This window comes from uncultured Bacteroides sp. (assembly GCF_910585845.1).
Classification (GTDB): Bacteria; Bacteroidota; Bacteroidia; order Bacteroidales; family Bacteroidaceae; genus Bacteroides.
Genome location: NZ_CAJUHF010000012.1, coordinates 1 through 26,082, shown reverse-complemented (window position 1 = coordinate 26,082; position 26,082 = coordinate 1). Strand labels below are relative to the sequence as shown.

Here is a 26,082-nt window from a genome sequence, read left to right as displayed (position 1 = left end):
ATTTTAACTAAAATAACTCTTTTCCCACATAAGCATACGAAAAATACAACTAACCGGACAAAAAATATACCACCCTTTGTGATTTTCTGACTACTTTTGCAACTAACAATATCAAAGCAACTAAAACGAAAGCATGGAGAACGTAGAACAAGAGTTCCTGTCCATGATACGGGAATATGAACGCGTCATTTATAAGGTGTGCTACCTGTACACCACACCCAATGCAACGCTCAACGACCTGTATCAAGACGTCGTACTCAACTTGTGGAAAGCCTACCCCAAGTTCAGACGAGAATGTAAGATATCCACATGGATATACCGCATCGCCCTGAACACTTGCATCAGTTTCATCCGCAAAGAGAAAAATATTCCCGAAATCGTGGCACTGAACCAAGCGTCAGACCGCATAGAGGAGTCGGACGAGATGCAAACCATGCTGAAGCAACTCTACCGGATGATCAACCGGCTGGGACAATTGGAGAAATCCATCATCCTGCTCTATCTGGAAGAGAAAAGCTACGAAGAAATTGCTGAAATCACCGGACTGACACTGACAAACGTCGCCACCCGAATCAGCCGGATTAAAGACAAACTTAAAAAAATGAATAAGAAGGAATAATATGGAACTGGATGAACTGAAGAAGAGCTGGAACACCCTGGACGAACATCTGAAGCGGAAAAAACTGACTGACGAAACGCAGATTGCGAAGATGATTGCCACCCATAAAGCGGATGCACAGAAAAGCATAGGACGCCTCAGTAGCCTGCAACGCCTCTCTTTGAGCATCGGAATAGTAGGACTGACACTACTCCTGACCATTTGGCTGATACCGTCCGTCTTTCATATCAGTGCAGAATGGCAACCTAAAATCAACACATTTGTGGTTTTCCTCTGTGTCAGCATACTGGCGGGCATCTGGTGGGATTACAGAACCTATCGGTGGATGATGGATACCCGGATAGACGAGATGCCGATAGCCGTTGTCAGTAAACGTATGGAGAACTTCCGCCGATGGACCAAGTATGAGATCATTGCCACCTCGATATGGGCGATACTGTTCAATGTACTCAACTATTGGGTGATGGGGTACTATAGGGCGGACTGGAAAATCCAAACCGTACTAATCTTGGTCTTCATCGTATTCGACGTCGCTGTCATCTACTTGTTCTACAAGAAAGTGGTCTACAAAAATATCAATAACGCAAGAAAAAACATTGAAGAACTAAAACAGATATGTACAGATTAGTTTTACTCCTCCTCCTTTTTTTAGTCGTTCCCGATACGTATATCTACTATGTGCATGTCCTGCACAAAACCCGGAATATCCGGCTCCGCATCGCCTACTGGTTGCCTACCCTCCTACTGGCAACCGGCTATTGCATCTTGTTATGCACCAGCGGTGAGAACATTATGGCACACCACGCCTACGCCATTGGGAAACTAACTGTCGGCGTCTTCCTGTTTGCCATACCCAAGACTCTATTCATGCTTTTTTCATTAATAGGAGTGTTATTCCATCGCCTTCTGCATTGGTGCCGTCTGCCCTTCACGGTTACCGGGTTAACCGTAGGCGCGGTGGTTTTCTTTTCCATCCTTTATGGTACATTGTTCGGCATCAACCGTTTCGAAGTCAAGGAAGTCGAGTTCCATCATCCCCACCTGCCCCAAGGCTTCGATGGATACCGCATTGTGCAACTGTCTGACATACATATCGGCAGTTGGACCGAAGACCCGGCTTCCATAGAAAAACTGGTAGAACTGGTCAACGAGCAACATCCCGATCTGGTTGTCTTCACCGGCGACCTGGTCAACCAGCGCAGTTGCGAACTAAACGGGTTCCAACCCATCTTGTCTCGTCTGTATGCCCGCAATGGAGTGTATTCCGTCTTGGGCAATCACGACTATGGTAGCTATTACCATTGGAAAGATCCCAAGGAGCAGACCGCTAATTTGAAACGACTACTCCACGAAGAAGCATCTATGGACTGGAGACTACTGAACAACGACCATGCCATACTACATCATCAAGGGGACAGCATTGCTCTAATTGGTGTAGAAAACGATGGCGAACCTCCCTTCTCACAATTCGCCGACCTGACGAAAGCGACAGAAGGCACCGAGGGCATGTTCCGCATCCTCCTGAGCCACAACCCCACACACTGGAGGCGGGAAGTATTGCCGACTACAGACATTGAACTGATGCTGGCAGGACATACGCATGCTATGCAGAGCATCATACTGGGCTATTCGCTTGCTTCACTGATATATCCCGAATGGGGAGGGCTCTACACAGAGGGCAACAGGGGGCTATATGTCAATATCGGTATCGGTTACGTAGGTCTACCCTTCCGCTTTGGGGCATGGCCGGAAATCACGGTACTAACCCTACGCAGGTGATTTCTATATAAAATATCGCATATCATATGCTTATATCAAGATATTGCAAGGCATCAAGTAAGTTAGAGTTTTTCAATCACTTCTTTAGAAAGTCCCGTAGCTTGTGAAATAACTTCAACTGGTACCCCCAGTTTTTTCAAGTTACTGGCATTCCCCATCTTTTCCTCCGAACGTCCTTGCTCAACACCTTGTTCGATACCTTGCTCAATGCCTTGTTGGAGACCTTGCTCGATGCCTTGTTGGAGACCTTGCTCAATGCCTTGTTGGAGACCTTGTTCGATACCTTGTTGAAGACCTTGTTGAAGACCTTGCTCGATACCCTTTTTCATCCCTTTTTCAAGTCCTCTTATCTCTGCCGTCTCCATCACACTGAACCAATCCCGGTAATTTTTCAAGCTCTCCTCATATTCATATCTCTCCTTACGGTTGAATTTGGCTATCTCCGCCACCTCAAACAAGTGCCCGAAAACCTTGTCCTGCAACACCTGGGGACGTTCCATCAAAGAAGCCAAATTACGGATAGCAAAAAGCCATTTGTCAAACAAAGTCACAAGTTCCGATTCCGTCTTGGTGAACTTGGGCATCTCCAGATAAATAAACGTCAGCTTATCATAAAACACAGACTTCGTATCGATATCCATCAACTTTATCTCATGATAGAAATCGTCCGTATGCTCCATGCCGGGAAGGCAGAAATTTAGAATACCGATAGTATATACACCCTTAAGTTCATAATTCCAGATTCCGCGTGGAGCCTGTTCACGGATCGCGAAAGTGGAATAATAGATACTGCGGTCCTTGAAAAACTGCTGCTCACCCTTTTGCATCTCCACCACGAACATTTCACCGCTCTCATTCTTGCAATACACATCAAATACAGCGCGGCGATCATACTCTTGGGTACCCAGATGTTCGGCATTCAGATAAGTGATGTCCGATATATTTTCACGCCCATGCAACAAGGCATTGAGGAAACTGATCAGAAGATCCTTGTTCATCTCCGTACCGAACAACTTCTTGAATGCAAAATCAGTATAAAAATTGATATACCTATCTATTAATCCCTGTGAACACATAATTTTTATTCTATTATTTTATTTAAAATAACTACAGTTTATCTATCTTCCAACCGACAGTCCTGCAACTTAAATCATTCACCCAAATAAGGAGATATTCGGATAAGAGAACACCCGCTGATAGTTAGATTGTTGCAAATATAAGAATTATTTCTATACTTCACAACTACCATATCATACTCCTAAAAAAAGCCTTCCCCCTGCCACACAACCGGTATCACCGTCATGCGACAGGGGGAAGGCTTCCGTTTTATATAAATGTATTAAATGAAGTGTATTTAAAGAATGGCTTCCTTTATCTTCTCCACAATACGTTTCACATCTTCATCAGTCACCCAAGGACCTGCGGGAAGACAGAAACCGACTTTGAAAATCTCCTCCTCTACCCCGTTAGTATAAACCGCCGCATCAGCATATACCGGCTGCTTGTGCATAGGCTTCCACACAGGACGGGTCTCGATACGATTAGCAGACATAAACACACGCAAAGCCTCCACATTATCATTGGGCTGGCAGTCAGTCGTGGCACTATCCACCGCCTTGATCACACCGGCAGCACCACCCACAGCACTCTTTATAACCTCCTTATACGCATGTTCCTGACCTTGCACCTTCACGTCAGCATCCAGCGTAGCCGTACAAAGCCAAAAATTGGAATCATAACGCGGATCGGCAGGTTGCCGATGGACATGTACGCCCCTCACGTCTTTCAGCAATTCCTCATAAAGAGCCTGCACGTGCTTGTGATGGTCAATATGAGCCTGCGCCACAGTCATCTGTCCGCGACCGATACCCGCACAGATATTACTCATGCGATAGTTATAACCGATAGCCGTATGCTGGTAATAAGGATAAGCGTCACGGGCCTGCGTGGCATACCACATGATCGTATTCTTGTCCTCCGCGTTCCGGCAAATCAGGGCACCACCACCCGAAGTCGTAATCATCTTGTTACCGTTAAAGCTCAGCACACCGAACTTACCGAAAGTACCCAACACCCGTCCAGCAAACTTAGAACCAAAACCCTCCGCAGCATCCTCCACCACGGGAATATCATAGCGGTTGGCAATCTCCATGATCCGTTCGCAATCGTAGGGCATACCGTAGAGGGCTACCGGAACAATCGCCTTCGGCTTCTTTCCCGTCTGGGCAATGCGGTCTTTTATCGCCTCTTCCAACAGTACCGGATCCATGTTCCAGGTCTCCGGCTCAGAACCTACGAACACAGGTTGGGCACCCAAATAGGTAATGGGATGCGAAGAGGCACAGAAAGTAAAGCTCTGTACCAGCACTTCATCTCCCGGACCGACGCCGCAGGCGATCAAAGCCAAGTGTACCGCTGCCGTACCTGCACTCAATGCTACCACTTCATGCGTACCGCCCGTAAACTGTTTCAAGTCCTCCTCGAAAGCATTCACGTTAGGACCCAAAGGCACTACCCAATTCGTATCAAATGCCTCCTTGACATATTGCTGTTCAAATCCGCCTTCGCTCATGTGGGCGAGGCAGAGATAAATTTGTTTCTCCATAAGATATATGTGATTATTCTAAATGATTCGACCTCCTCACGTAATGAGGAACAAAAAGAAAGGAAAGAACCTTAGAGATCCTTTCCAAGCACTGTATAAACGATGATTTTGATATCATTCCAAAACGACCAATGATCCAGATATTCTATATTAATCCGCACCTTATCAGGAAAAAGCACCTCATCATTATATTTCTGAGGATTTTCCTGTTCTGCTAATAGTTCTTCTTCGTTCCGATATTTCAGACTTGCCGGTCCGGTTATACCAGGCTTTAACAATAACATTCTTCTATCGTCCCCCTCCAGTTTGTCCGCATATCCCGGAACATCCGGACGAGGACCTACGAAACTCATATCTCCTATCAGCACATTCCACAACTCCGGTAATTCATCCAACTTATATTTCCGCAACTTTGCTCCAAGTGGAGTAATTCGGCTTTCTCCCTTCACCGAAACGGAACTTCCTGAATGGCCGACCGTCATCGAACGGAACTTGTACATCGTAAACAACTTTCCATGCTGCCCCACCCTCTTTTGCTTAAAGATAACAGGACCACCCGGCATTTTCACACGGATCAAAATGGCTACAACCAATAAGATAGGAGACAAAAAGAGCAAACCGAATAGAGAAGCCATTCGGTCAAAAAGAGATTTGAAAAACATGTGATAGTGATTTCTTAATCAATTTTTATTAGCCTTGCATTATATTTCTCTCCAAATTATCTATCTGCTTTGAATAAATAGATTCATAAATGCCACTTGATAATCCCAAAGATAAATCTTTCATATTTATTTCAAATAGAATAAGCCATTATTATAATCTAGTTTCATTTTTCAAAGCACTAATTAGATAGGAAATTGAGAAATCACGATTCTTCTCAATGTTTTTACCGACACTCATATAATCAATTGGAGTAAATAATTTATCATTTATATTTTCTGTTCCAGCTATTAGCCTTCCCTCTATCTCAGTCATCTTGAATAATGTAGCAAGACGATTATTAGTCGACATAGTATCTTTATCACTAAATCGTTTGAATGCAAAAAATTCCTTTTCAAAATGTATAGAAAACACACTACAATGAAATGAGTCCGTTAATATACATTTTGCAAACTTTATCAAATTAAGAAACTGAAACGGATTAATATCAAATGGAGTCTCATCCATATACGTTTTGATATTCTTGTTATACCCTGCTATATGAACTATGCCCACCAATTTCACATTCCAATACTCCTTAAGACGCTTTGCAAATTTCAAATATTGTTCATTATCACCTAAAAAATAACATAAGATATAATCATCATTAATAATACGAGTGCCAACATTTTTATCCCATTCTTCCTTTGTAAAAAGTAACGTAGGATCGCAAACAACAGGTACCTCTATACCAGTCAAGTCCATAATGATTTCCGCACCTCTTTCTTCCCGAACCGCAATATGATTAAACCTAGGCAGAAAGTGTTTTGCCTTTTCAGCTTGTTGTTTAGGTAAAAATGGGATGCCAAAGCTCGGAGCATATGCCACCTTATTCACATTATCAGGAACAAAGTTTAATGTATAATAATTTCCCTCTATATTAGCCGGTCTCCACAATTGATCACTACCTACTACCACTGCAGTATACCCCTCACACATCTTTCCAATCTCTTCCCATGAATTTTCGACAGGAGAAAATTTGAAATATTCATCTCGGAACCGATTAAAAGCAGCTTCTCTCACGCGCTGCTGTTCAGCAAAAGAACGGCTCACATGGCGCATAAAAATACCCTTCAACATCGTGGAATAACTACGTAGTTCATTCAAATTAAACATGCGTCTCATAAAATATTTTCTGCGAGCCGCGTCTATTTGATGTTGAACACCGATTATACTAATAACCTCTGGTATATAACCAAGTTTTTTTATCATTTCAAACATCGCATACGACTGTAGGAAACTTCCGTAATTATGCGTGTATGTAGTAATTGCCAAACCTATTTTCCTATTCATACAACAATATAATATTTATTCCATTTTATCTTTTAACGTCACCCTTACCATGAAGCAACCAAAACAACCTCTTAGCTACCATATATACACCCAGTCGATTACTCCACAATCTGATACGCTTTTCAACCCTGTGTCTAATTGTCACAGGAAACCATTTTTGAAAGCATTCTGTTGCCGGCATACTATTTAAATCCACAAAAAAAGCTGCCCTATCTGGATTCATTTTCACAGAATTACATAACTCATTTACACCTGAAACTGCATCATCTACATCTATTTCAACAGATATTCCATCATCTTTTATTTCTTCCCATATAGTCCATGCTTTAGGTGTATGCATCAATGCACGAGTTACACCTTTATCATTATCAAGCAATTTACTAAATTTTGCTACATCAAAACAGTCCCATATAGTAAAATCTGTTACAGCATATCGCTTTTTAGACACACATGCAAAGCATGAGGGTCTAGGTGACAAGTTATTAAAAAATGCACGCAACATAATATCAGTATCAATACCTTCTTTATACCATACATTTCCATCCTGATCATAAAACGTCAACTGAGAATATTTATATCCATAAACTTTATCTCGAAATTTCACGTTACTTGCCAACCGGCCTTTTTTCTCTGTTACTGCTTCAATATATTTACGAAAAACTTTGGGAGATGGACAAGAATGACATACTACATTCACTTTAATCAACTTATCATAATCATGATTATGGAGGAATTTATGTAAACCTTCCAATTGACAAGGTGTACCACTAAACAAAACCCATTTGCCTTCTTTCAATAACCAACGCACTTGCAAAAAAGCATCACCGATTTCACTTTGCGCATACTTTGAGTTACGAAATTTGGACAATTCATTAAGACTATTTACTGCCACATGCTGAACGTTCAAATTTCTATCATAAGCTGCCCCAAACACTACTCCCTCATGTTGTATTACCCAAGAAGCAATAGCTGTAAACAGTCCTCCAGATGTACTTTCATTGAGAATAATAGAATCATTATGCTGAAATAATACAGCTCTTTGTTTAAAGGGAACTTCTTTAATAGGATTTCGAACAGGACACACTTTATCACATGCCCCACAATCATTACAAAGAGATTTATCTACTTGAGGATAAAGAAAACCTTCATCATCTTCCACCATACTAATGGCCTTTTTCACACATATAGATACACAAGCAGTACATCCACAACAATCTTTTTTATCAATTATTTCAACCATTATGTTTTCCCCAATATTTCATCATATATTTTCCACATTTCATGAAGTGCATTTTCTATCTCGAAAGGAGCCACTGCCTCCCAACAACTTGCTGCCATCTGATTCCTTAACTTTTCATCATTAGCAAGAATTGCTATAGCTTTTGCAAAGCCTTCAATGTCATTTGGTTTACAAGTATATCCTGTTTTACCATCAATCACATAATCAAGAATACCATGTACGTCACTTGATATAAGAGGTACACCAGCAGCCATAGCCTCTATACCAGCAAGTCCAAGTCCCTCTATACGAGAAGGGAAAGCACTAATATCAGCAGTATTACAAAGTTCTGGAATATCCTTACGAAAACCCAAGAATTTAACCTTTTCTGCAATTCCTAAAGTTTTAGCTACACATGCCAAGTGTTCTTTAAGAGGGCCTTTTCCACATATCGCATAATAAATTTTAGAATCATGAAGCATCCCTAATGCACGAATTACAACTTCATGATTCTTACGTTCAATCATTTCACCAATAGATAGTATCAAAATACAATCCTCAGGCACTCCAAGATTGCACTTATATGCTCTGCGATCAACCTTACATTTATGGATACGGTTAATATCCACACCAACTCCAGGAATATAATGTACAAAAGGAGCATAGAAAGTCTTAGATCGATTATAATCCTCCTTATTAATAGTCACAATATAATCGCAAAAACGGGACATAAAACGTTCTATAGGGTAGAACATAATCCAATTCTTCCAAGGAGCAGCTTTATGAAAATGGAAGCCATGACAGGTATACATTACAATCGTACCTCTTTTTCGAGCATTCCGAGCTGCAAATCTTGTAAGGATACCAACTGTTGGTGTGTGAACATGTATAAGGTTAAAGTTGTTTTCATCAATGATACGCTTTAAATGTTTGTAACACATCAAATTCTGACTACAAAATGGCGAACGAACAAAACATATATTATGAAGAATAACACCCTCGCTGGAGATTTTTTGAATATATGCACGGGTACGCCCTTCATCCGTATCTTCCATATAATCGAAATTGCAAGCGATATGCAATTCACATTTTTTTATTTTATTGATATAGTCTACATTCTCCTTATTAAACCACTCAATGAAAGACACGACAGATGCAACAATTAGAACCTTTTTTTTTGTCATAACAGTTCCTTTATCTTTTCAAACGCATATTTTTCATCATATTTCTCCATTTCTTTTCCCGATGGCAAGGAATTAAAGTTCCTAATGATATCAACAGAAATATCCCTATAGACTTTGTCTTTTACAAGGAAACGATTTATGTCCGTATCAAAACATGCAATAAAAAGTTCATAGCATATAGCTTCCACAAGTGCCATAGGTAACATCTCCAATTTATATAATGAGACAAATAAATAGACATCAGAAGCTATTAAATACTTCTCCACATCACTCTGAAACCCCATCCATCTATAATTTTCACTCTTATAAGTCTTTGCTCCTTCATCATCTACGCCATCACCCAAAAGTAAAAATTTCATATTATTATATTTTCTTGCTGCTTTAGCCAATTCGATGAACTTACCTACATTTTTACCCTCCATAAAACGAGTCGAATAAACATAAACAACATCAGAATCAGAATATCCCAACTCCTTTCGAAGTTCTCTTCGTATATGCTGCCATTCCTTCTTAGGATAAGAAAGAAGCTTGAAGTTCACGATAAAATGTTTCGTAATATGTATAAAACGTTCTACATTACGAGACGTAATAGGTGTTATTTGTATAAAATCAGTACAAACAATATTGATAATACACGAAAGCATAAAAAATTTCCACTTCGGATAATTCAGATGCTGTATATATATTACTTTTTTTCTCGACCATCCCAACGGTAATAATCTGTATAATAACATTCGGAGTAAGTTCTTGTTTGTATGAACATAAATGTAATCCATATCTCGTATTACTCCCCTATTTAGTTTATGTACTATATCCACATAACGACCTGCATATTTTTCGTATTCACCATTTCCATAATACACACCATAAAATGTACTATCCACACCAAATTTTTTCAAAATTACAGAGTAATTCAAAGCTACACTCTGTCCACCTCCAACCTTCAAAAGCCCCAAAAGATGAATTGCTTTCATATCTCAGATTTTTTAACCAATGCTTTTCTCACGATTTCCGTTTTATTATCATTATTATAAAAAGACACCGCATTCTGCGAAAAAGTATCAAAATTGTCTGAAATCATTCGAATCGCCTCTAAAAAAGCCTTTGAATCCAACTTTTCAATACATACCCCCATACAATTATGTTCTATCGTGTATTTAAGTCCCGGAATATCATTGCCAATCATTGGAATTCCAAATTGAGAAAACTCATAGATCTTATTAGGAGCACAATATATCGAATTTAACGGCGATGTAAAAGAACCATAAACTGGAGTATATATTAAGACTCCAACAAAAGCATGACTAGTCACCTCCAAATGATAAGGAGCAACTATATACGGTAAAATCACAGTTCTTTTATAACTTTTCAAATGGTCACAATTACTACCTGTCATAACCACAAATACAAAACTGTCATTTAAAGCCTCTATAGCTTCAGCTATAGCCTCGATGGGACGTTCCACATCAACAACACCTTGATATAGTATTATTTTCTTATCTTTCAGCCTTTCTATAGTATTTTTTGCTAATTCAGATCGCGTAATTTCAGAGTTACGTTTAAAGCCATTAACCATCGGTTTATTTGAAATAACTAATGGCAAATCTTTTAATTTAAACCAAGTTCGTGTTATTTGAGCACGGTTATACTCACATACTATCACTTTATGAGCTGCATAGGCCAACTTTGCAATATTTAAACCCAATGTATATTTACCTATATATGATATCCGTTCCACCAATTCAAATAAATGCAAATTATACCGATACTTAATCAATCTCATACCCATGTGCTTCACCGTAATATTAGACATAACCCAAAGCAATGTATCATCATCATAATATGTATCAATATAATTCCAAATATTCTTACGAACTAAAAATAAATTTTTCAATTTAGATAATGGCGAAACATTATAATCATAATCCGTTCCAATTTTGTACACATGAACAGATCTTGGCAATATATCATTCAATTGATTATTAACTACAGTAGTAAGAACTGTCACATCACAACCAACATTCACTAACTCAAATATTAACGCCATTGTTGGCGGATATGCCAATATTGAATCCACTTGTATTAAAATTACTTTTTCATACATAATAATTTATAAATTATTTTTACAATTCAAGTCCAGATTGCTTGCATGAATTCTATCTTTCACAAAAAAATATGGTACTAAAAAATATACAATCATAATGGAAGTAAGATGTAATCCCGACATAAAAGAAAATACTATAAATGCAAATAACAATGAATGACCACAGACCGTATTATTCTTCCATAATTCAACTAACATCAAAATGTAAAAAATAAGGCCAATCATACCTGTTTTGATCAAAAAAGCCTGAACAACATTAAAATACATATCATCTTCCTCAAAAAGAAAAGAGACTGAAGATTGCTTTATTTTATTTTGAATTTCCGCAAAATTATTAATGCCAAAAATTTTTTCTATAAAATTATATTCATGATAGACAAAAAAACCTCTATATATACGATAAAATCCTGAATGCACCTCATTATCAACCGTATTCATTGTTATTTCTTCCGAACGTCCACTATAATACTCTACAGATTCATTATCTGCTAAATAATGATATCCCAAGATTGATATACATACTATAGCCCCCAATACAAAAAAACGGAATTTACTATTCAACCTTTTCAAAAATGACAATATATAAACAAATAAAATACAACATAGTCCAACAATTCCATTTCCTGACTGTAATACAAACAAGGCTATACAAGTACCTCCACCTAAAAGCCATCTATTGATACCTCTCTCTAAATAAATAGACATAGCAAGAAATGGTAATAAAAATTGAGCCAAATGAGCCGGTTCGCTAAAAAAAGCAGTTGAACGTCCAACAATAGATAAATATTCTTGAAAAGATCCAAAAGTATCCATAGCTGCAAATGTTGGGTTTAAAGGTAAAAAAGGAATAATACCCGAAATTCGATAGCCAGTAGTATGAAAACTAAATTCTTGTAAAAAAAAGAAAATTACCGTTACTATTCCTGCTATTTTATATGATTTATAAAAGAAACCAATATTTGCACATCCAAAGAACATCAGAAATTGTAAAAAGGAAAACATAACGCCTGCAACTCTATTAGGCATCTCCAGTATGTTATAGACACCTGAAAATATGGTTATAATAATAAAATATACAAAATAAATCCACAAAAATTTAGGTATAACGTCCTTTTTCACACTGTATTTATGAGCAAAAAAACCATATACTACCATACCTCCAGTAACTATATTAGCCAAATTCACCCCAAAAAATGCATAAATTTGAAGAATAGGATATATAACAAGTACTATCATTGTTATTTTAGCAAATAACGAAAGAGGCTTATCATAACCTGTTTGCGAAAGATTCATACCTGTCTTAGTTTCCATGTTTGACTTATTTTAATATTTTATTAATGATTATACATCCCATTGTTCATACAGATGTCTATCATGATTTTCAATAGACAGAATGTCAATTTGGAGTTTACGGAACGGGAGAAAAAGGAGTATTTACCAGTTTTTGCTTCAGTTCTCCTTCCACTTATACCGGAACTATATAACTTTGTGTGGTGATAAAAGTACTAAAATCTGTTAACCGTTCATTGCTTTCAAAATTTCAGCATACCTTTATAGTATGTTGCTCCATCAATTCCATAGTAGATTTCCCACTGAGGATGCTTGCATAGAATATTTCAAGGCAGTTCGTATGCAACAGGGGGTGTCATGCCCAGAGTGTAAAACAATCACTCATAAGTGGTTGGGTGGTCGTAAAGTCTTTCAATGTCCCCAATGCGGTTGCTTGATACCTCTAACAAAAGGAACCGTAATGGAACACAGCAAATTATCACTTAGTTCTTGGTTCTACACCATGCACCTTATGACTTCTGTCAAGCAAGTGCTTTCGGCTAAGGAGGTACAACCCCAATTAGGTGCCTCCCAGTATCCACCGATATGGCTAATGATGATGAAGCTTCGCAACATTATGGGCAAGCGTGACGCCATCTATGAATTGTCCGGTGAAGTTGAGCTGGACGAGGCATTCTTCCCGATACGGGTTCCGGAAGAAGCCCAAGGTGAGACTATCAGAAGAGGTGCAGGCAGTCAGCGGCAAGCCAAGGTCTTGGTTATAGTAGAAAGTAAATCTGCTGACGAAGTACTTCTCAGCTACTTGAAAAGCCAAGATAAAGGTGACAAAGCAGGAAAGTTCGCAAGCATGATGAAAGGCAAATCCATAAAAAAGGTTGTGCATTACATTAAAATGTTTGTGTTGGACAATTTAAATGCCAATACAATAGATAAAATCGTAAGGGAATATGTTGCCAAGGACGCTGTTGTCATCACTGATAATTCCTCTTCCCACGTTAATCTCTCTGAGTATTTCTCCAAGCATGAGTCATTTACAGAGAAAGGCAATGTTGACGAGGTTGTAAAGAGTGTTCTCCCATGGGTACACATCGTGATTGGGCGTTGCAGGGATGGCATAGCAGCTATTCACGGAGATGTTGATGCACAATTCCTGCAACTGTACCTGAATGAGTATTGCTGGAAATTCAACAGACGTTTCTTTCGGGATTCTTCAGATCCCAAATACGACTTATTTGACAGGTTAGTCAAAATTTCCGCACTATACACATCTGACATTAAATGGAGAAATTACGAGCAAATTGATGACGAAGATGTCATTTAAGGTTTGTTAGTACTTTTATCACCACACAAAGCTATATAATGCCAAGTATACTTGTAACATTTGTGAAACAGATTGTAAGGAACTTTATTCTTTACATAACTCCTGAATGAACTCGCCTTAGGGTATTGATTCCGCCTTATAGCGGATAAATAAATATTCAAAAAACTCTGCTGCTATACATAAATTAATAAGTTTTTGATTATAGCGGCGAAGGTCGATATTTTTATGATTGGAAACAAAACGTCATTTGGGGACGCTTACATATTTACTTCCAATATGCTTTAAAATTATGACGCATAACTCGTTTTTCTACAGGTGGCAACTGCATGTAATTCCCAAAGAGCGCTTTGAGACATTTATCATAGTCTTTTGGGATTTTGAACTTCTGATTCTCGAAATCCATCAATTCAAAACCTTGAATACAAGTTCTCGGAAATTTTCTATTTTTAATAGTAATAAACACTATACAATCTACAAATCTATCATCTCCAAAATTACTTTTTTTTGCAAGGTCAATTATACGCTTTTGGATTTTTGAGAAGCTTTTCAGAGAATATAAAAACTTCTTTATGGCAAGTTTCAACCATTCACTTCCTTTATAAAAGGACAAACACGCCACTTTTGATGAACGCATTCTATTAAGAGATTCAGATTCCTTACAGATTCTTTGATATTTCACCTCATCATCAGGTATGTTTTCGATAGGGAAAATATCAATTTTAACACCTATATCTTTATGATTAAGACTCTGCTCAACTAGCAATGTACGTTTATCCACTACATTAGCATAAGGAGCATAATAATTCAAATCCAACTCAGGAGCCAACACTTCCAAATCTTTATAGTATCCATTGAATTCTTTCAAAAATCGGTTATAATCTTCTCTCGGCATCATGATATCAATGTCATCATCCCATGGGATGTATCCTTTGTGTCTAACAGCACCTAATAAAGTACCATATGCTAAATAATACATAATACCTTTAGCATCACAAAAATCTCTTACATTTATAAGAATATCAAGTTGGAGTTTCTTTAGTTCTTCAATACCAATCTCTTCCATTTTACTTATAGTTATATCCACCATTCACCTCAATCAAACTACTATTAATAAATGGATTGTCAATACAGAACCGAAATGCATCCACAATCTCATCGATAGTGGCAAAACGGTGAATAGCTGTTTTTTTGTAAATATTCTGCTTAATATTTTCAGGTTTCTCCTTCTGCCAAGGAGTCTCAACAAAGCCAGGAACAATGGTATTGACGGTCGTTCCAGTTCCTTCAAATTCCTTAACAAGGTTCTTACAAAGAGCATGTACAGCCGACTTTGCCACTCCATACGCTAATACCATAGCATGAGGATTAACTCCCATCTGAGAACCTGTGAAGAGAATACGGCTACCTGTAGGAATGATAGGATAGAACTCACGACACATGATATAGTGCGAATTAACAGCCACCTCCATCATCATGTCCCAATCCTTGTCTGTATATTCTGTAAACGACTTGCGGATAGACATACCTGCATTACAATGAAGGCAATCCAAATGATTAGTCTTTTTCTTTACGTAGTTAATGAAGCGATACACCTCCTCACGATTAGTCTGGTCGGTCTTGACTGCCTCAAAATTTTCCATCTTCTCGGTAAAGTCTGGTCCTACGTATGTGGCAAACACATAATATCCTTTACTTAAAAGCATCTTAGCAACACCTAATCCTATACCAGAGGTACCACCGGTCACAACTGCATACTTCATAGTTCCTTCAAATTTTCGTTTCGATTAAACTTCTCAATAATTTCTACTATTGCTACACTCTCCCGACTATGGAGCTTGTAACTACTTTGACGTTGATTTACAATCATTGACATAAATTCCTGAATCTCATAACGGAGACCGTCACCATCATAACTATAAAAATATTTCTTATTCTTGGTTTGATCTTCATATCGAATCTCGAAGAAATCAGTCAGCCACCACGGAGCTGGAACATACACATAACCCTTGGTTCCAGAGATAACCATATTACCCTCTGTCTTCACACCAATACCCAAAGTCATAGATGCAGTTGCATGTGGATAGCAGAAGTTTACTTTAGTATAAATATCCACACCATTTTCCTTCTTCGAATAGAAATCCACCTTCTCATATTCCCTACCTAAAAGCTTAATTATCGCCATCACATTGAGAGGAGCATATTCGTTCATTGCACCACCTAACTGTGTTGCATCCAACTCACGAGTAGGTGCAACCACCATCTTCGAGAGCGAAGTTTTTACATCCACCACATCTCCAATCACACCACTCTTTACAAGAGTCAGTAAGTGACAAAAAGCTGGACAATAAGCAGTCTTACTTGCCTCTAAAAGTACAAGGTTACATGACTCTGCAAAATCATAAAGTTGACGAGCTTGTTCAGCCGACAGCATAAAAGGAATCTCACAGAGCACATGCTTTCCTGCTAAAAGCGACATCTTGGTATAATCGTAATGAGTAAGATGGGGAGAAGCTACATAAACTGCATCTACTTCATTTAAAAAATCCACAAAGTTATCAGAGAATATATTCAAGCCAAACTGTTCTCCAAATGTTTCTGCGCTCTCCTTGTTGAGATCATAAATAGCCGTCACGTTCGCGCTATTCACAAACTTTGATTCCGGAACAAAACGCTTAGCAATACGACCGGAACCAACGATTCCGATACGATATACCTCCTCAGTCTGCTCACGAAGTATAGTAGAAGAGATACCTTCGGTACGAGGGAGATAAACTACCTTACAATACTCGCTCAAATAATCAAACTTACCCTTCCAATCCGAACCGATGGCAAAGATATCAACATTATATCGCTGAATATCATCAATCTTCTGTCCTAGATAATCCTCAATGATCACCTCATCAGCATATCCAGTTGCTTTTACAGCCTCAACGCGTTCCAGTACGTTATTACGCACATTAAGTTTCCCTCGCCCTCTATCGAAACTATCGCTAGTAACACCTACAATAAGATAGTCACCTAAATCTTTCGCACGCTTTAGAAGATTATAATGACCTTGATGGAATAGGTCGTATGTTCCGTAAGTAATTACTTTCTTCATATCACTATAATAATTGTAAGCGTCCAATTTTGATGTACCCCATAGGAAAAGCCCCCCTTGGAAAGCTTTTCTCTTAAAGTATTCAAAAAACGGACTTGATTTTTAAAGTTTGTCAGTAGAAGGTGTATTAAAATGAAGATTTTGGTATGTTCTCTATAACTCATCTGTACCAATATATTTAATCAGCTTCAAACGGCCTATTTTCATCACCCTAAAGAAAAGATTCAATAATACGCTTGAAAATTTGAGCCCAAAATTTTACCTACGTAATTTTTAGTCACATTCAAATTAACCGATTTACAATCATGAGCTCAAATTCATGTATTATTCTAACAATATCAATCAACAAAATTTGGAGAGTTGGATATTTTCCATATTTTTTTATGAACTTCACTCGACCTTCGTGCATCATAGCACGTTGCATTTTCAAAGACGCCTCTGAATTTATAGTTTTAGAATGTTCGTGAAGATAAGCCAAATTCAAAATAATATAATTATTTAAACCTGCATCTTTGACAACTTTCCCTAAAAAACGTTCCTCACAAAACAAAAAAGTACTCTCATTAAAAAAACCAATCTGCTCCATAATTTCATATTTAGTAAAGAGGAATGCTCCTGGAATAATGCCAACTCTTTGAACATTTTCAAATCTTGTATTCTGTTTATACACATGTTTTTTTATTCTAAATAGTATAGAATTAAGACGAATATCATACCAAAAATTCGGAACTTTTAAAATGGGAAAACTTGCTATTTTCCCATCAGGTAACATTTGTATAGGTGATATTACAGCGGGTTTATCAAGTTTATCATAAATTTCAATCAATGCATCCACTGTGTCCCATGAAAAATGAACATCATTATTAATAATACAAACATACTTTGGAGCATATTTTTTTGCATAACGTAAACCATAATTATTACCTTTCGCATATCCCCCATTTTCTCGTGATTGAATAACATCAACTAAATCATTCTCAGAAAAAGCTTCAGATATCTTTTGAAAGGATTCATTAGGTGAAGCATTATCCACTATAATAATCTTTGAATCCCTTCTCTTTGCTTCAAGTAATTCGTCTGTCACTCGAATTGTATCAAGATACGATTTATAGTTTAATATTAAAAATAATACTTTTATCATATAGTTACTATTTATGGAATCGTTTTAATACTACCATTAAGCTATTTTCAACCAAATCATTTTTTAGAATTGCTATTTCTACAGATAAACAATATATGACTACAATAATAGATACAGAAATCAGAGAAAGCCATATGGATTCAATTACGTACTCAATATATAAAGCAATTAATAATATGGGGAACATTAAAATTATCCTCTTTAAGAAAGCAACAACAGGAATTCGAAATTGAATATATTTGCATACATAATATTGAGCAGATAACATTACTGCGAATTCACTTAAGATCCAAACAATTGCAGTCCCACTTGAAGCAAAATGTGATACCAATATTATATTAAATATAATTCCAACCGATGCTCCTATCATTGAATTTCGAAAAATCGCAGCATCCTTTTTCATTGGGGAAAGAATTTGAACTACAAGAACCTGCTCATAACAAATAACAAACATTAATGGCATTACTAAACGCATCGGAAAGATAGCTCCCTCATACCCCACACCCGCAACAATACGAACAATATGCGGTGCACAGACTTCGGATATCACAACCACAGGCATAGCAAATGCAAACAAAACATCTAGAGATTTGTCAGTAAGACGCCTAAACTCTTGAAAATCACCTTCGGCTAATAACATGCTCATACGTGGCATCATAACCCCCGTATAAGCAGTAAAAAGAGACATAATAAGAATATAGAGTTTTGTTGCTGTTGTATAATATCCAACTTCTACACTATTAGTAACAAATCCTAAATACACAACATTAAAAGTCGTATACATCGAAGTCAAAAGCATGTATACACCTAATATTAAAAAAGGTTTCAAATAAAGTCTAATATTTATTTCTTTAATACTATAATATACAAATTTCCGACTATAAACAATATTAACAATTGCATTTATAACAACGACAAACGAAGTTAATGTAAAGTATAAAAAATAATCATCCTTATCTTTGACAAGAATAAATATAGAAATTACATATAAACATCTAATAATAATAGTGCGTCCTGTAACATATTTAAAATCCTCAAGTCCTTTGAACAACCACTCAACAAGTAAGGTACTAGCCAAAATTTTAGCCATACCGACATATAACATTTGCTCATAGTCATGAAAAAAAGGAAGAAACATGACACATAAAAATAGCACTAATATCATTATAACTGTTGCTATTAGATTCAGAGTAAGTAACTCACTAAATGTTTTTGATAATAGCTTTTTATCCCCTCTAGTTCTTGCTATTTCTCGAGTCCCTACAGTCATAACCCCCATCATTGAAAAACAAATAAAGTACTGAATAATACTATCTACAAAATTACAGATACCAATATTGTTTACTCCCAGTACTCTAGTTACATATGGAAATGTTATAAGTGGAAAAATATAACTAGAAATAGTAAGAATACTGTTATAAAATATATTTCTTTTTATACTCCCCATACAAGATTATTGTGTCAAATATCACAGGTATAGAAAAATGGCTATCAAATAGTTTTAAAAAAAAGACAAGCAAATTACATACCAAATATCTCAATATATATTTTCAAAAAAAAATTTTTGCCTCGCTTTAATAAGTTCATCCTCACTTATTCTTTTTTTATGAGCTGTATCTTTATCCACCCAAGGATATTCACATGCCTTTATTTTTATGCGTTCAGCATACTCCGCAACATTCATTATATAATGAGCCGGAACTCCACCCCACACTTCATTATCTGGAACTTGCTTTGTCACGACACTACGTGCTGCAATAACAGAGTTTCGACCAACAGAACACCCTGGCATAAGCATTGTTTCTGCACAAATAAAACAATTGTCATGAAGTGTTATGGGACCCACCTTATCCAATGAGCCTTCCGGTAAGCCAAGATATCTAGCTATATTAAAACAAGAGACATCGTGATTAATAAATCTCACATTTGACGCACACGTCACATTATTTCCAATACTAATAAGATAAGGCTCTGTACCAAAAGATTTTGTATAAAGTTGAACGTTTGACCCACAATGATAAAATTTAGTTGACATCATCTCTGCAGTTTTATAGGCGTTAGCTCTATAAAATTTTATTTTCCATATAATATCCTTTATATTCATTTTACTTAAATTTCATGCATTAGAAATGTTTTCTATAAAAAAACACTATACTATCTAACTATAAATTTAGTGTTAATATCCTTCATAAGACTTCTGGTTCTCCTTTTCAAAGATTGAAATAATACGAGAGCATGCCTTTCCATCTCCATAAGGATTTACCGCCTTAGACATCTTATCGTATGCCTCCTTATTATCCAAAAGCATACTTACCTCACTCATAATCTTATCATAATCAGTTCCAACAAGATGAACCGTACCACTTGATAATGCTTCCGGACGTTCCGTCGTATCACGCATCACCAGTACAGGCTTGCCCAATCCAGGTGCTTCCTCTTGAATGCCTCCGGAATCTGTCAATACAATAGTAGATTTCTCCATCAAGAATACAAATTCCAAATATTGAAGCGGCTCGATGAAGAACATATTACCCAATTTATCAAGATTATCGCCAAACACTTCATGAATCGGTTTACGAACATTAGGATTAAGATGCATCGGATATACAAAATCCACATCTGGATATTTCAGCACAAGATCCTTAATAGCCGTACACATGTTAATAAAACCATCACCAAAATTTTCACGACGATGCCCGGTAATGAGAACAAGTTTTTTGCCGCCTTTCAAACGAGTAACATCATAACCCGATGCAACAAGTACGCGTTCCTGTTCTTCAGCAAGAGTAGCATCATTCCTCAATTTATCAACCACCATGTGCAGAGCATCAATCACGGTATTACCCGTCACATAAATTTTACCTTGCGCTTTCTCTTCCAACAAATTATTCTCTGAGAGAGGAGTTGGTGAGAAATTATAGGTTGCAATACGACCTGTTATCTGACGATTCATCTCTTCTGGCCAAGGACTATAAATATTATGTGTACGAAGACCAGCTTCCACATGGCCTACCGGTATTTGTTGATAGAAAGCGGCAAGAGCGGCTGCGGTGGAAGTCGTTGTATCTCCATGCACAAGCACAACATCAGGACGACACTCCTTAAAGACATCACGCATACCTGTCAGTACACGAGCTGTAACATCATAGAGATCCTGGCCCTGTTTCATAATGTTGAGATCATAATCGGGCTTGACATCAAAGATGGTTAATACTTGGTCAAGCATTTCTCTATGCTGACCCGTAACACATACTATCGTTTCAAATTCACTAGGATATTTTTGGAATTCCTTTACTAAAGGACACATCTTAATAGCCTCTGGACGAGTTCCAAAGACTAACATTATCTTCTTTATCATTACTACGATTATTATTATTCAGATTGTTTACTTTTCTACTGTTACTTTCTTCAACTCATCTCTGTTCAAGAATTTGAATGATGTATGAGAGTAGAAACAATAATGATTTCGATTAAGTAAAAAGGAGGAATCTATATTTTCTAAGAACTGTGTTTTATCAAGCATTTTTTTGAATTTCCAAACACCATGTTTGTCTTTACCATATTTTGAAATGGCATTATAAAAAATGAAACACAACTCTTCATTTGACAGTTGTGCCTGCAACAGATTTAGATAATGTTCCGTATCAGATATATTCCCTTTGTTGTAACAATAATCTACTACAAATTTTATCGCATTAAATATATATCTGTATAAATAACCAATATTACATTGCATTTCCTCGACATATCTCACATACAAATCTGCGAGCATTCCTTCATACTGTTCAATCACTGATGAAGTAGCCGTTATCGGTTCTAAATTATCATTTATTTGTTTTAAATCAGGATCGTTCTTTAAAGATTGGGTATAATACCGTTTGAAATGCGTATAATATTCAACGAGATTATGTATCCCTCTATCTGACAGACATGAACAAATATTGGCATTCACAGTCTCTTGGACTTGCTTTAACATTCCTAATATATTAAAGTAGGTGGTTTCAAAACGAGTTTTATCACTTTCCTCCTTTGTTACCAACAACTGTTCCCGTTGTTCCCTAAATGTAATAAACAAAAACAACGTGGTTGTAAAAGTCAATAAAATACCAATTGTCCCCCATAAGAAATCGCCAATATTATTATGTAATTGTGATGCTATATTACGATCTATAAAAATCCAAGCAAACATGTCATCATGCCAATGACAATAAAATATTGCAAGATATAATATTGCCAATACTACAGCTACCGCAAATGCAATAACAGCAAGTATTATACAAAGTGTCTTGATATTAAAGTTAGTGCATTTCATGAATTTCCAATACACTTTTTTGAGTATTCTAATCAAGATTGAATTGCTCTTTTATATAAGATATAACATGATTGGATTGCTCCTCCATGGAAGAAAATGTAGGATAATGATCACCGCCTAAAACAATATCGTTGGTTATATCTATTGTCATACCCAATGTTTGAATATTCTGAAGAGAGAAAATTTTGTCTTTATCTCCAACTTTAACAGTTACTGCTATATCCTCACAAGAGAAATCGTTATCTACTTCATAAACCGTGTTTGCATCGTTCCGTTTCGTTTTTATTCTATTAATAAAATCCAATACATTAATGAAGTTATTGCGATAAGGGGTATATACAACGGTTGTTGATACATTTTGATTACCTATGGTATTTCCAGAAACCTTATCAATACTAAGGTCTTCCTTTTGAACTTTACGAAGTTCTATTTTTTTTGCTTCGTAATGAAGCTTTTCCATTTTTCTTTGTACCAACGCATCAATACAAAGAGGAACAATTTTAAGGACGTACGCACCATCAGATGGCGTGGTTTTATAATAGTTGATAATAGCATTATTCAATACTGTCATAATACCTGTATTACCAATCTTTTCTAATATGAGAAAACCAATATTTGAATTTTCCGGAATATAAAACATGAAATAGAAAGGTTTCAACAATGCATTGTTTGAAGTTTTACGAAATACAACTGCACCATTGTTGATATCAACACATTCTTCTTCTGTACCGTATTCTCCACATTCCAATATGCCAGACAAATAACGTCCACGCCTATACAAAATATATTCTCCATTTTGGTCACGCGAAAGTCTGAAGACATTGCCTTCCTCATCATCCCCATCTCTATTTACAGGAACATGTTGGTCACCTCTGTTCATATCCATTTTCCAACTAGACATCATTGTATCTATATATTGGAGAAAATCTTGCCCGTTATTAAAATCTGAGAGCACCTGCTTTTCATCCTTTTTCAAACGGGTATTTATAGATACGGAATAAACAGCTAAGGAATACGATTGTGCCATAGTTGATAAGCACTAAAACTTAATGTTATCCCCATTTAAGGAAAAACACTTTAATTAAACAGTAAGAAGGAAAAAGTCCCAATGAGAGTATTTATAACCCCAAATTGTATTTTCTACAAAAAGCCATCCAATCAGAAACAACGAAAGGAGTGCCATAGTCTTCATACGCTTTCATCTTCGATATCTTTTCCATTGCGTTTTTGAGGTATTGAAGTTCAGAATCAGTTACAGTACCCTCTTTTATCTTATCAATGATAGCATCCATCATATCTTTACAGATATAGTCCGGACTATACATATCATCGAAATAGCAATAGTGTTCATCCTCAACAAAGTGACGGGACAGGATATCAAGTATTTCATAAAAGAGTGTGAATGCCTCATGACATTCATCTTTCTTCAACATTTCTTTGATTTGTACTTTATATGGCTGGAGCAAAAATGCAATCTTGTCACAATCGTCATAAATATTACGTGAATTGAAGACAGCTTCTACTTTTTCCTTGAAAGAAATCATTTGATTTTTCAAGAGTTCCAAAGTGTGGGGTTCAACTGTGCCATACGATAACATCTGTATTCTTCTTTTGAGGTTCTGGACAAGAGACAAATATAAGAAAGGCACACCGGATCTAATGTGCGCATTTGCTTACATAATTCTACAATTCGATGTAGACCATAATAATTGCGAACCAAACGCCAGTCATCCAAACTGCCATATTCAAGCACACGCTGTATTATCTGCTGTTGGCAGATATCCATTAATGCTCTTCACGCAGTTTCTCAAAAGTCTGTATGCCGATAGGCAATTTACGCATCATATCCATTTCTAATTCCAACTTTTTTTAGATAATCAGGAGATAAAGGAGTTATCACTTCGCTACGCTCCGTTAGAAGTCAGAGGGAGTTAAGCCGATACTCTTGCTTATCAAATGTTCAATACGTAAATATACGATTTTTCTGAAAAGGGGAAACCGGTTTATCGTTTTTTATACCTACAGACCACATTTTTCACTCCACTTCCTCCCATGGATAGGGGTTGTCCATCACATTCTGAAGCTCTGCAATGGCTTCTTCTTGTTCGGAAGTCAATGATGCGGGATTCCAAGAAGCGATGATGTGATGGGCTTCTTCTGCCAAAGGCTCATCGTACACTTCACCATAGCAGGCGGTCAGGAGACGGAGTTTCAACAAAGAAGGGGGAAGCGTATCAAGAAGATCCCAACAACGGTTCAGGATTTCCTGAACATGTTCCCGTTTCTCACCATGATCTATGAAAGAGGCATTGTAACCCATCAGAAGCGCAAGGCAGACTTCCGCCTGTTCTTCAACTGTCCCTCCTTGGACACAGGAATCATACAAGGCAGTAGTCAGACGATAGACCTCACTATTTAGGCGGGACAGGTCGGCACTATAAACAGAGGTTCCGTCAGAACCCAAATACATCAGTTTGTGAGAGACACGCTGAAGTTTTTTCGCATCTTCGGATAAAGACATGGTATTTAATCGTATTTAATGAACAGTAAACAATTGACAATTGCTGCTGATTGATAAATTACTTGATTACTTCTATTAAGTCCGGGTGAATGGTTGCCATGGCAACAGCTATCACACCTTGGACGGCGATGACTACACGGCGGTCGCGGGCACCTTTTACTTTCAGAAAAACTCCTTCATGGCCTTCAAAGTCACCGCCTGTTATACGGACACGGGTACCTTTCGAGAGGTTCAGCTCGTCGGGCTGGAAGTAAAGGAGGTGGTCATTGTAAGTACCGGCAACGGCTATGAAACGTTGCATCTCGACATCAGGAATGATGATTTTACGACTGCTGCGGGTATCAGTGATATACTGGAGGTAACTGACCTTAGACTTCACGCGCTTCACATCCGACGGGCAAGCGTGGACGAAAAGCAGGTTATGGACCACAGGGACAAGGGCACGCACTTTCTTACCACGCTTCATGACGATCTTGTATTGCATAGGGACGAAACAGCCCAAGTGTTCTTTTTCAAGGAGACGCATAGCATCAGATTCGCGGCGGTAAGTGGCACGCATAGCGTACCAGACGGCTTTTTCTGAAACTTTTTCCGGTGCCTGTTCCAAAGCCTTTTCGGATACCTTTTCAGCTGTTTTTTCAGGGGATTTTGCAAGTTCTTTATTCGTTTCCATAAGCCTGAATGTTCAGAAAAGGGTGTTCCTTCGGGGCTTTGACATCCTTGCATAAGCTTGAATCTCAATCATTTGCGAACACTTTATGTCGAATAGGGCAAGCCTTGTGTTCCTCTTGCATGAAGATTTTCTGCACTTGAACATAATTACGCAGCTAAATCACTATAAACGAATGGATTATCAAGGGATAATCGTTTTTTAAACGTTCGTTTATTGGACACA

25 protein-coding genes are annotated in these 26,082 nt (G+C 37.3%); 4 read left to right on the top strand and 21 right to left on the bottom strand.

What is annotated here, in order from left to right; genetic code table 11:
• Window positions 1-133: 133 nt before the first annotated feature.
• Genes QZ323_RS05335 through QZ323_RS05325 form a run of 3 tightly spaced genes read left to right on the top strand, consistent with a single transcriptional unit; the run spans window position 134 to window position 2,398 of the window.
• On the top strand, window positions 134-619 hold the full coding sequence (locus QZ323_RS05335) for a sigma-70 family RNA polymerase sigma factor (RefSeq protein ID WP_294633432.1): 486 nt from the start codon (window positions 134-136) through the stop codon (window positions 617-619).
• A gap of 1 nt (window position 620) precedes the next feature.
• Window positions 621-1,247 (top strand): hypothetical protein, encoded by a 627-nt coding sequence (locus tag QZ323_RS05330; protein ID WP_294633430.1) that lies wholly within the window; start codon window positions 621-623, stop codon window positions 1,245-1,247.
• Entirely contained in the window at window positions 1,235-2,398 is a 1,164-nt protein-coding gene (locus QZ323_RS05325; protein ID WP_294633428.1) for a metallophosphoesterase, read from the top strand. Before QZ323_RS05330 ends, QZ323_RS05325 begins: the two co-directional genes overlap by 13 nt.
• A 62-nt stretch (window positions 2,399-2,460) precedes the next feature.
• On the opposite strand, the gene QZ323_RS05320 is transcribed toward QZ323_RS05325, so the two are convergent.
• The 9 genes from QZ323_RS05320 to QZ323_RS05280 form a co-directional block, all read right to left on the bottom strand.
• The gene (locus tag QZ323_RS05320) at window positions 2,461-3,474 is read right to left on the bottom strand and encodes an Rpn family recombination-promoting nuclease/putative transposase (protein WP_294633426.1); all 1,014 of its coding nucleotides are present in this window, start codon (window positions 3,472-3,474) and stop codon (window positions 2,461-2,463) included.
• Window positions 3,475-3,752: 278 nt separating this feature from the next.
• Window positions 3,753-5,003: an aminotransferase class I/II-fold pyridoxal phosphate-dependent enzyme gene (locus QZ323_RS05315; protein ID WP_294633424.1), complete on the bottom strand. Its 1,251-nt coding sequence runs from the start codon at window positions 5,001-5,003 to the stop codon at window positions 3,753-3,755.
• 71 nt (window positions 5,004-5,074) lie between these two features.
• Window positions 5,075-5,665 carry a sugar transferase gene (locus QZ323_RS05310; protein WP_294633422.1) on the bottom strand — a complete coding sequence of 197 codons (591 nt, stop codon included), beginning with the start codon at window positions 5,663-5,665 and terminating at the stop codon, window positions 5,075-5,077.
• Between the two features lie 151 nt (window positions 5,666-5,816).
• On the bottom strand, window positions 5,817-6,995 hold the full coding sequence (locus QZ323_RS05305) for a polysaccharide pyruvyl transferase family protein (protein WP_294633420.1): 1,179 nt from the start codon (window positions 6,993-6,995) through the stop codon (window positions 5,817-5,819).
• A 25-nt stretch (window positions 6,996-7,020) separates the two neighbouring features.
• The gene (locus QZ323_RS05300) at window positions 7,021-8,235 is read right to left on the bottom strand and encodes a Coenzyme F420 hydrogenase/dehydrogenase, beta subunit C-terminal domain (protein WP_294633418.1); all 1,215 of its coding nucleotides are present in this window, start codon (window positions 8,233-8,235) and stop codon (window positions 7,021-7,023) included.
• Window positions 8,235-9,398, bottom strand: coding sequence for a glycosyltransferase (locus QZ323_RS05295; RefSeq protein WP_294633416.1), 1,164 nt, complete (start codon window positions 9,396-9,398; stop codon window positions 8,235-8,237). The genes QZ323_RS05300 and QZ323_RS05295 overlap by 1 nt, the downstream gene beginning before the upstream one ends.
• Complete coding sequence (locus tag QZ323_RS05290) at window positions 9,395-10,372, bottom strand: glycosyltransferase (RefSeq protein WP_294633415.1); 978 nt, start codon at window positions 10,370-10,372, stop codon at window positions 9,395-9,397. The genes QZ323_RS05295 and QZ323_RS05290 overlap by 4 nt, the downstream gene beginning before the upstream one ends.
• The gene (locus tag QZ323_RS05285; protein ID WP_294633414.1) at window positions 10,369-11,502 is read right to left on the bottom strand and encodes a hypothetical protein; all 1,134 of its coding nucleotides are present in this window, start codon (window positions 11,500-11,502) and stop codon (window positions 10,369-10,371) included. Before QZ323_RS05285 ends, QZ323_RS05290 begins: the two co-directional genes overlap by 4 nt.
• Before the next feature lie 6 nt (window positions 11,503-11,508).
• Entirely contained in the window at window positions 11,509-12,813 is a 1,305-nt protein-coding gene (locus QZ323_RS05280) for a hypothetical protein (protein WP_294633411.1), read from the bottom strand.
• Between the two features lie 247 nt (window positions 12,814-13,060).
• Here QZ323_RS05280 and QZ323_RS05275 point away from each other — a divergent pair, with 247 nt between their 5' ends.
• Window positions 13,061-14,113: an IS1595 family transposase gene (locus tag QZ323_RS05275; RefSeq protein WP_294633409.1), complete on the top strand. Its 1,053-nt coding sequence runs from the start codon at window positions 13,061-13,063 to the stop codon at window positions 14,111-14,113.
• 265 nt (window positions 14,114-14,378) lie between these two features.
• Here QZ323_RS05275 and QZ323_RS05270 read toward each other — a convergent pair whose 3' ends face one another.
• The 12 genes from QZ323_RS05270 to QZ323_RS05210 all read right to left on the bottom strand — a co-directional run bounded on the left by QZ323_RS05270 (window position 14,379) and on the right by QZ323_RS05210 (window position 25,746).
• On the bottom strand, window positions 14,379-15,176 hold the full coding sequence (locus QZ323_RS05270) for a LicD family protein (RefSeq protein WP_294633407.1): 798 nt from the start codon (window positions 15,174-15,176) through the stop codon (window positions 14,379-14,381).
• Window position 15,177: 1 nt separating this feature from the next.
• Entirely contained in the window at window positions 15,178-15,873 is a 696-nt protein-coding gene (locus QZ323_RS05265; protein ID WP_294633405.1) for an SDR family oxidoreductase, read from the bottom strand.
• The gene (locus QZ323_RS05260; protein WP_294633403.1) at window positions 15,870-17,213 is read right to left on the bottom strand and encodes a Gfo/Idh/MocA family oxidoreductase; all 1,344 of its coding nucleotides are present in this window, start codon (window positions 17,211-17,213) and stop codon (window positions 15,870-15,872) included. Before QZ323_RS05260 ends, QZ323_RS05265 begins: the two co-directional genes overlap by 4 nt.
• A gap of 283 nt (window positions 17,214-17,496) precedes the next feature.
• The gene (locus tag QZ323_RS05255; RefSeq protein ID WP_294633401.1) at window positions 17,497-18,354 is read right to left on the bottom strand and encodes a glycosyltransferase family 2 protein; all 858 of its coding nucleotides are present in this window, start codon (window positions 18,352-18,354) and stop codon (window positions 17,497-17,499) included.
• A 7-nt stretch (window positions 18,355-18,361) separates the two neighbouring features.
• Complete coding sequence (locus tag QZ323_RS05250) at window positions 18,362-19,801, bottom strand: flippase (RefSeq protein ID WP_294633400.1); 1,440 nt, start codon at window positions 19,799-19,801, stop codon at window positions 18,362-18,364.
• 90 nt (window positions 19,802-19,891) lie between these two features.
• Complete coding sequence (locus tag QZ323_RS05245) at window positions 19,892-20,458, bottom strand: acyltransferase (RefSeq protein ID WP_294633398.1); 567 nt, start codon at window positions 20,456-20,458, stop codon at window positions 19,892-19,894.
• 72 nt (window positions 20,459-20,530) lie between these two features.
• Window positions 20,531-21,712, bottom strand: a complete 1,182-nt coding sequence (gene wecB, locus QZ323_RS05240; RefSeq protein WP_294633396.1) for a UDP-N-acetylglucosamine 2-epimerase (non-hydrolyzing) — start codon at window positions 21,710-21,712, stop codon at window positions 20,531-20,533.
• A gap of 27 nt (window positions 21,713-21,739) precedes the next feature.
• Window positions 21,740-22,702: a putative phage abortive infection protein gene (locus QZ323_RS05235; protein WP_294633394.1), complete on the bottom strand. Its 963-nt coding sequence runs from the start codon at window positions 22,700-22,702 to the stop codon at window positions 21,740-21,742.
• Window positions 22,695-23,693, bottom strand: coding sequence for a hypothetical protein (locus tag QZ323_RS05230; protein ID WP_294633392.1), 999 nt, complete (start codon window positions 23,691-23,693; stop codon window positions 22,695-22,697). Before QZ323_RS05230 ends, QZ323_RS05235 begins: the two co-directional genes overlap by 8 nt.
• Before the next feature lie 91 nt (window positions 23,694-23,784).
• Window positions 23,785-24,264, bottom strand: a complete 480-nt coding sequence (locus QZ323_RS05225; protein WP_294633390.1) for a hypothetical protein — start codon at window positions 24,262-24,264, stop codon at window positions 23,785-23,787.
• Window positions 24,265-24,701: 437 nt separating this feature from the next.
• Window positions 24,702-25,187, bottom strand: a complete 486-nt coding sequence (locus QZ323_RS05215; RefSeq protein ID WP_294633386.1) for a UpxZ family transcription anti-terminator antagonist — start codon at window positions 25,185-25,187, stop codon at window positions 24,702-24,704.
• 58 nt (window positions 25,188-25,245) lie between these two features.
• The gene (locus QZ323_RS05210) at window positions 25,246-25,746 is read right to left on the bottom strand and encodes a UpxY family transcription antiterminator (protein ID WP_294633495.1); all 501 of its coding nucleotides are present in this window, start codon (window positions 25,744-25,746) and stop codon (window positions 25,246-25,248) included.
• Window positions 25,747-26,082 lie beyond the last annotated feature (336 nt).

What these genes read in the sequence shown, in the direction of transcription:
- QZ323_RS05335 (WP_294633432.1), top strand. Translation starts at nt 134, where the DNA reads ATGGAGAACGTAGAACAAGAGTTCCTGTCCATGATACGGGAATATGAA.
- QZ323_RS05330 (WP_294633430.1), top strand. Translation starts at nt 621, where the DNA reads ATGGAACTGGATGAACTGAAGAAGAGCTGGAACACCCTGGACGAACAT.
- QZ323_RS05325 (WP_294633428.1), top strand. Translation starts at nt 1,235, where the DNA reads ATGTACAGATTAGTTTTACTCCTCCTCCTTTTTTTAGTCGTTCCCGAT.
- QZ323_RS05320 (WP_294633426.1), bottom strand. Translation starts at nt 3,474, where the DNA reads ATGTGTTCACAGGGATTAATAGATAGGTATATCAATTTTTATACTGAT.
- QZ323_RS05315 (WP_294633424.1), bottom strand. Translation starts at nt 5,003, where the DNA reads ATGGAGAAACAAATTTATCTCTGCCTCGCCCACATGAGCGAAGGCGGA.
- QZ323_RS05310 (WP_294633422.1), bottom strand. Translation starts at nt 5,665, where the DNA reads ATGTTTTTCAAATCTCTTTTTGACCGAATGGCTTCTCTATTCGGTTTG.
- QZ323_RS05305 (WP_294633420.1), bottom strand. Translation starts at nt 6,995, where the DNA reads ATGAATAGGAAAATAGGTTTGGCAATTACTACATACACGCATAATTAC.
- QZ323_RS05300 (WP_294633418.1), bottom strand. Translation starts at nt 8,235, where the DNA reads ATGGTTGAAATAATTGATAAAAAAGATTGTTGTGGATGTACTGCTTGT.
- QZ323_RS05295 (WP_294633416.1), bottom strand. Translation starts at nt 9,398, where the DNA reads ATGACAAAAAAAAAGGTTCTAATTGTTGCATCTGTCGTGTCTTTCATT.
- QZ323_RS05290 (WP_294633415.1), bottom strand. Translation starts at nt 10,372, where the DNA reads ATGAAAGCAATTCATCTTTTGGGGCTTTTGAAGGTTGGAGGTGGACAG.
- QZ323_RS05285 (WP_294633414.1), bottom strand. Translation starts at nt 11,502, where the DNA reads ATGTATGAAAAAGTAATTTTAATACAAGTGGATTCAATATTGGCATAT.
- QZ323_RS05280 (WP_294633411.1), bottom strand. Translation starts at nt 12,813, where the DNA reads ATGGAAACTAAGACAGGTATGAATCTTTCGCAAACAGGTTATGATAAG.
- QZ323_RS05275 (WP_294633409.1), top strand. Translation starts at nt 13,061, where the DNA reads ATGTTGCTCCATCAATTCCATAGTAGATTTCCCACTGAGGATGCTTGC.
- QZ323_RS05270 (WP_294633407.1), bottom strand. Translation starts at nt 15,176, where the DNA reads ATGGAAGAGATTGGTATTGAAGAACTAAAGAAACTCCAACTTGATATT.
- QZ323_RS05265 (WP_294633405.1), bottom strand. Translation starts at nt 15,873, where the DNA reads ATGAAGTATGCAGTTGTGACCGGTGGTACCTCTGGTATAGGATTAGGT.
- QZ323_RS05260 (WP_294633403.1), bottom strand. Translation starts at nt 17,213, where the DNA reads ATGAAGAAAGTAATTACTTACGGAACATACGACCTATTCCATCAAGGT.
- QZ323_RS05255 (WP_294633401.1), bottom strand. Translation starts at nt 18,354, where the DNA reads ATGATAAAAGTATTATTTTTAATATTAAACTATAAATCGTATCTTGAT.
- QZ323_RS05250 (WP_294633400.1), bottom strand. Translation starts at nt 19,801, where the DNA reads ATGGGGAGTATAAAAAGAAATATATTTTATAACAGTATTCTTACTATT.
- QZ323_RS05245 (WP_294633398.1), bottom strand. Translation starts at nt 20,458, where the DNA reads ATGAATATAAAGGATATTATATGGAAAATAAAATTTTATAGAGCTAAC.
- wecB (WP_294633396.1), bottom strand. Translation starts at nt 21,712, where the DNA reads ATGATAAAGAAGATAATGTTAGTCTTTGGAACTCGTCCAGAGGCTATT.
- QZ323_RS05230 (WP_294633392.1), bottom strand. Translation starts at nt 23,693, where the DNA reads ATGGCACAATCGTATTCCTTAGCTGTTTATTCCGTATCTATAAATACC.
- QZ323_RS05225 (WP_294633390.1), bottom strand. Translation starts at nt 24,264, where the DNA reads ATGTTATCGTATGGCACAGTTGAACCCCACACTTTGGAACTCTTGAAA.
- QZ323_RS05215 (WP_294633386.1), bottom strand. Translation starts at nt 25,187, where the DNA reads ATGTCTTTATCCGAAGATGCGAAAAAACTTCAGCGTGTCTCTCACAAA.
- QZ323_RS05210 (WP_294633495.1), bottom strand. Translation starts at nt 25,746, where the DNA reads ATGCGTGCCACTTACCGCCGCGAATCTGATGCTATGCGTCTCCTTGAA.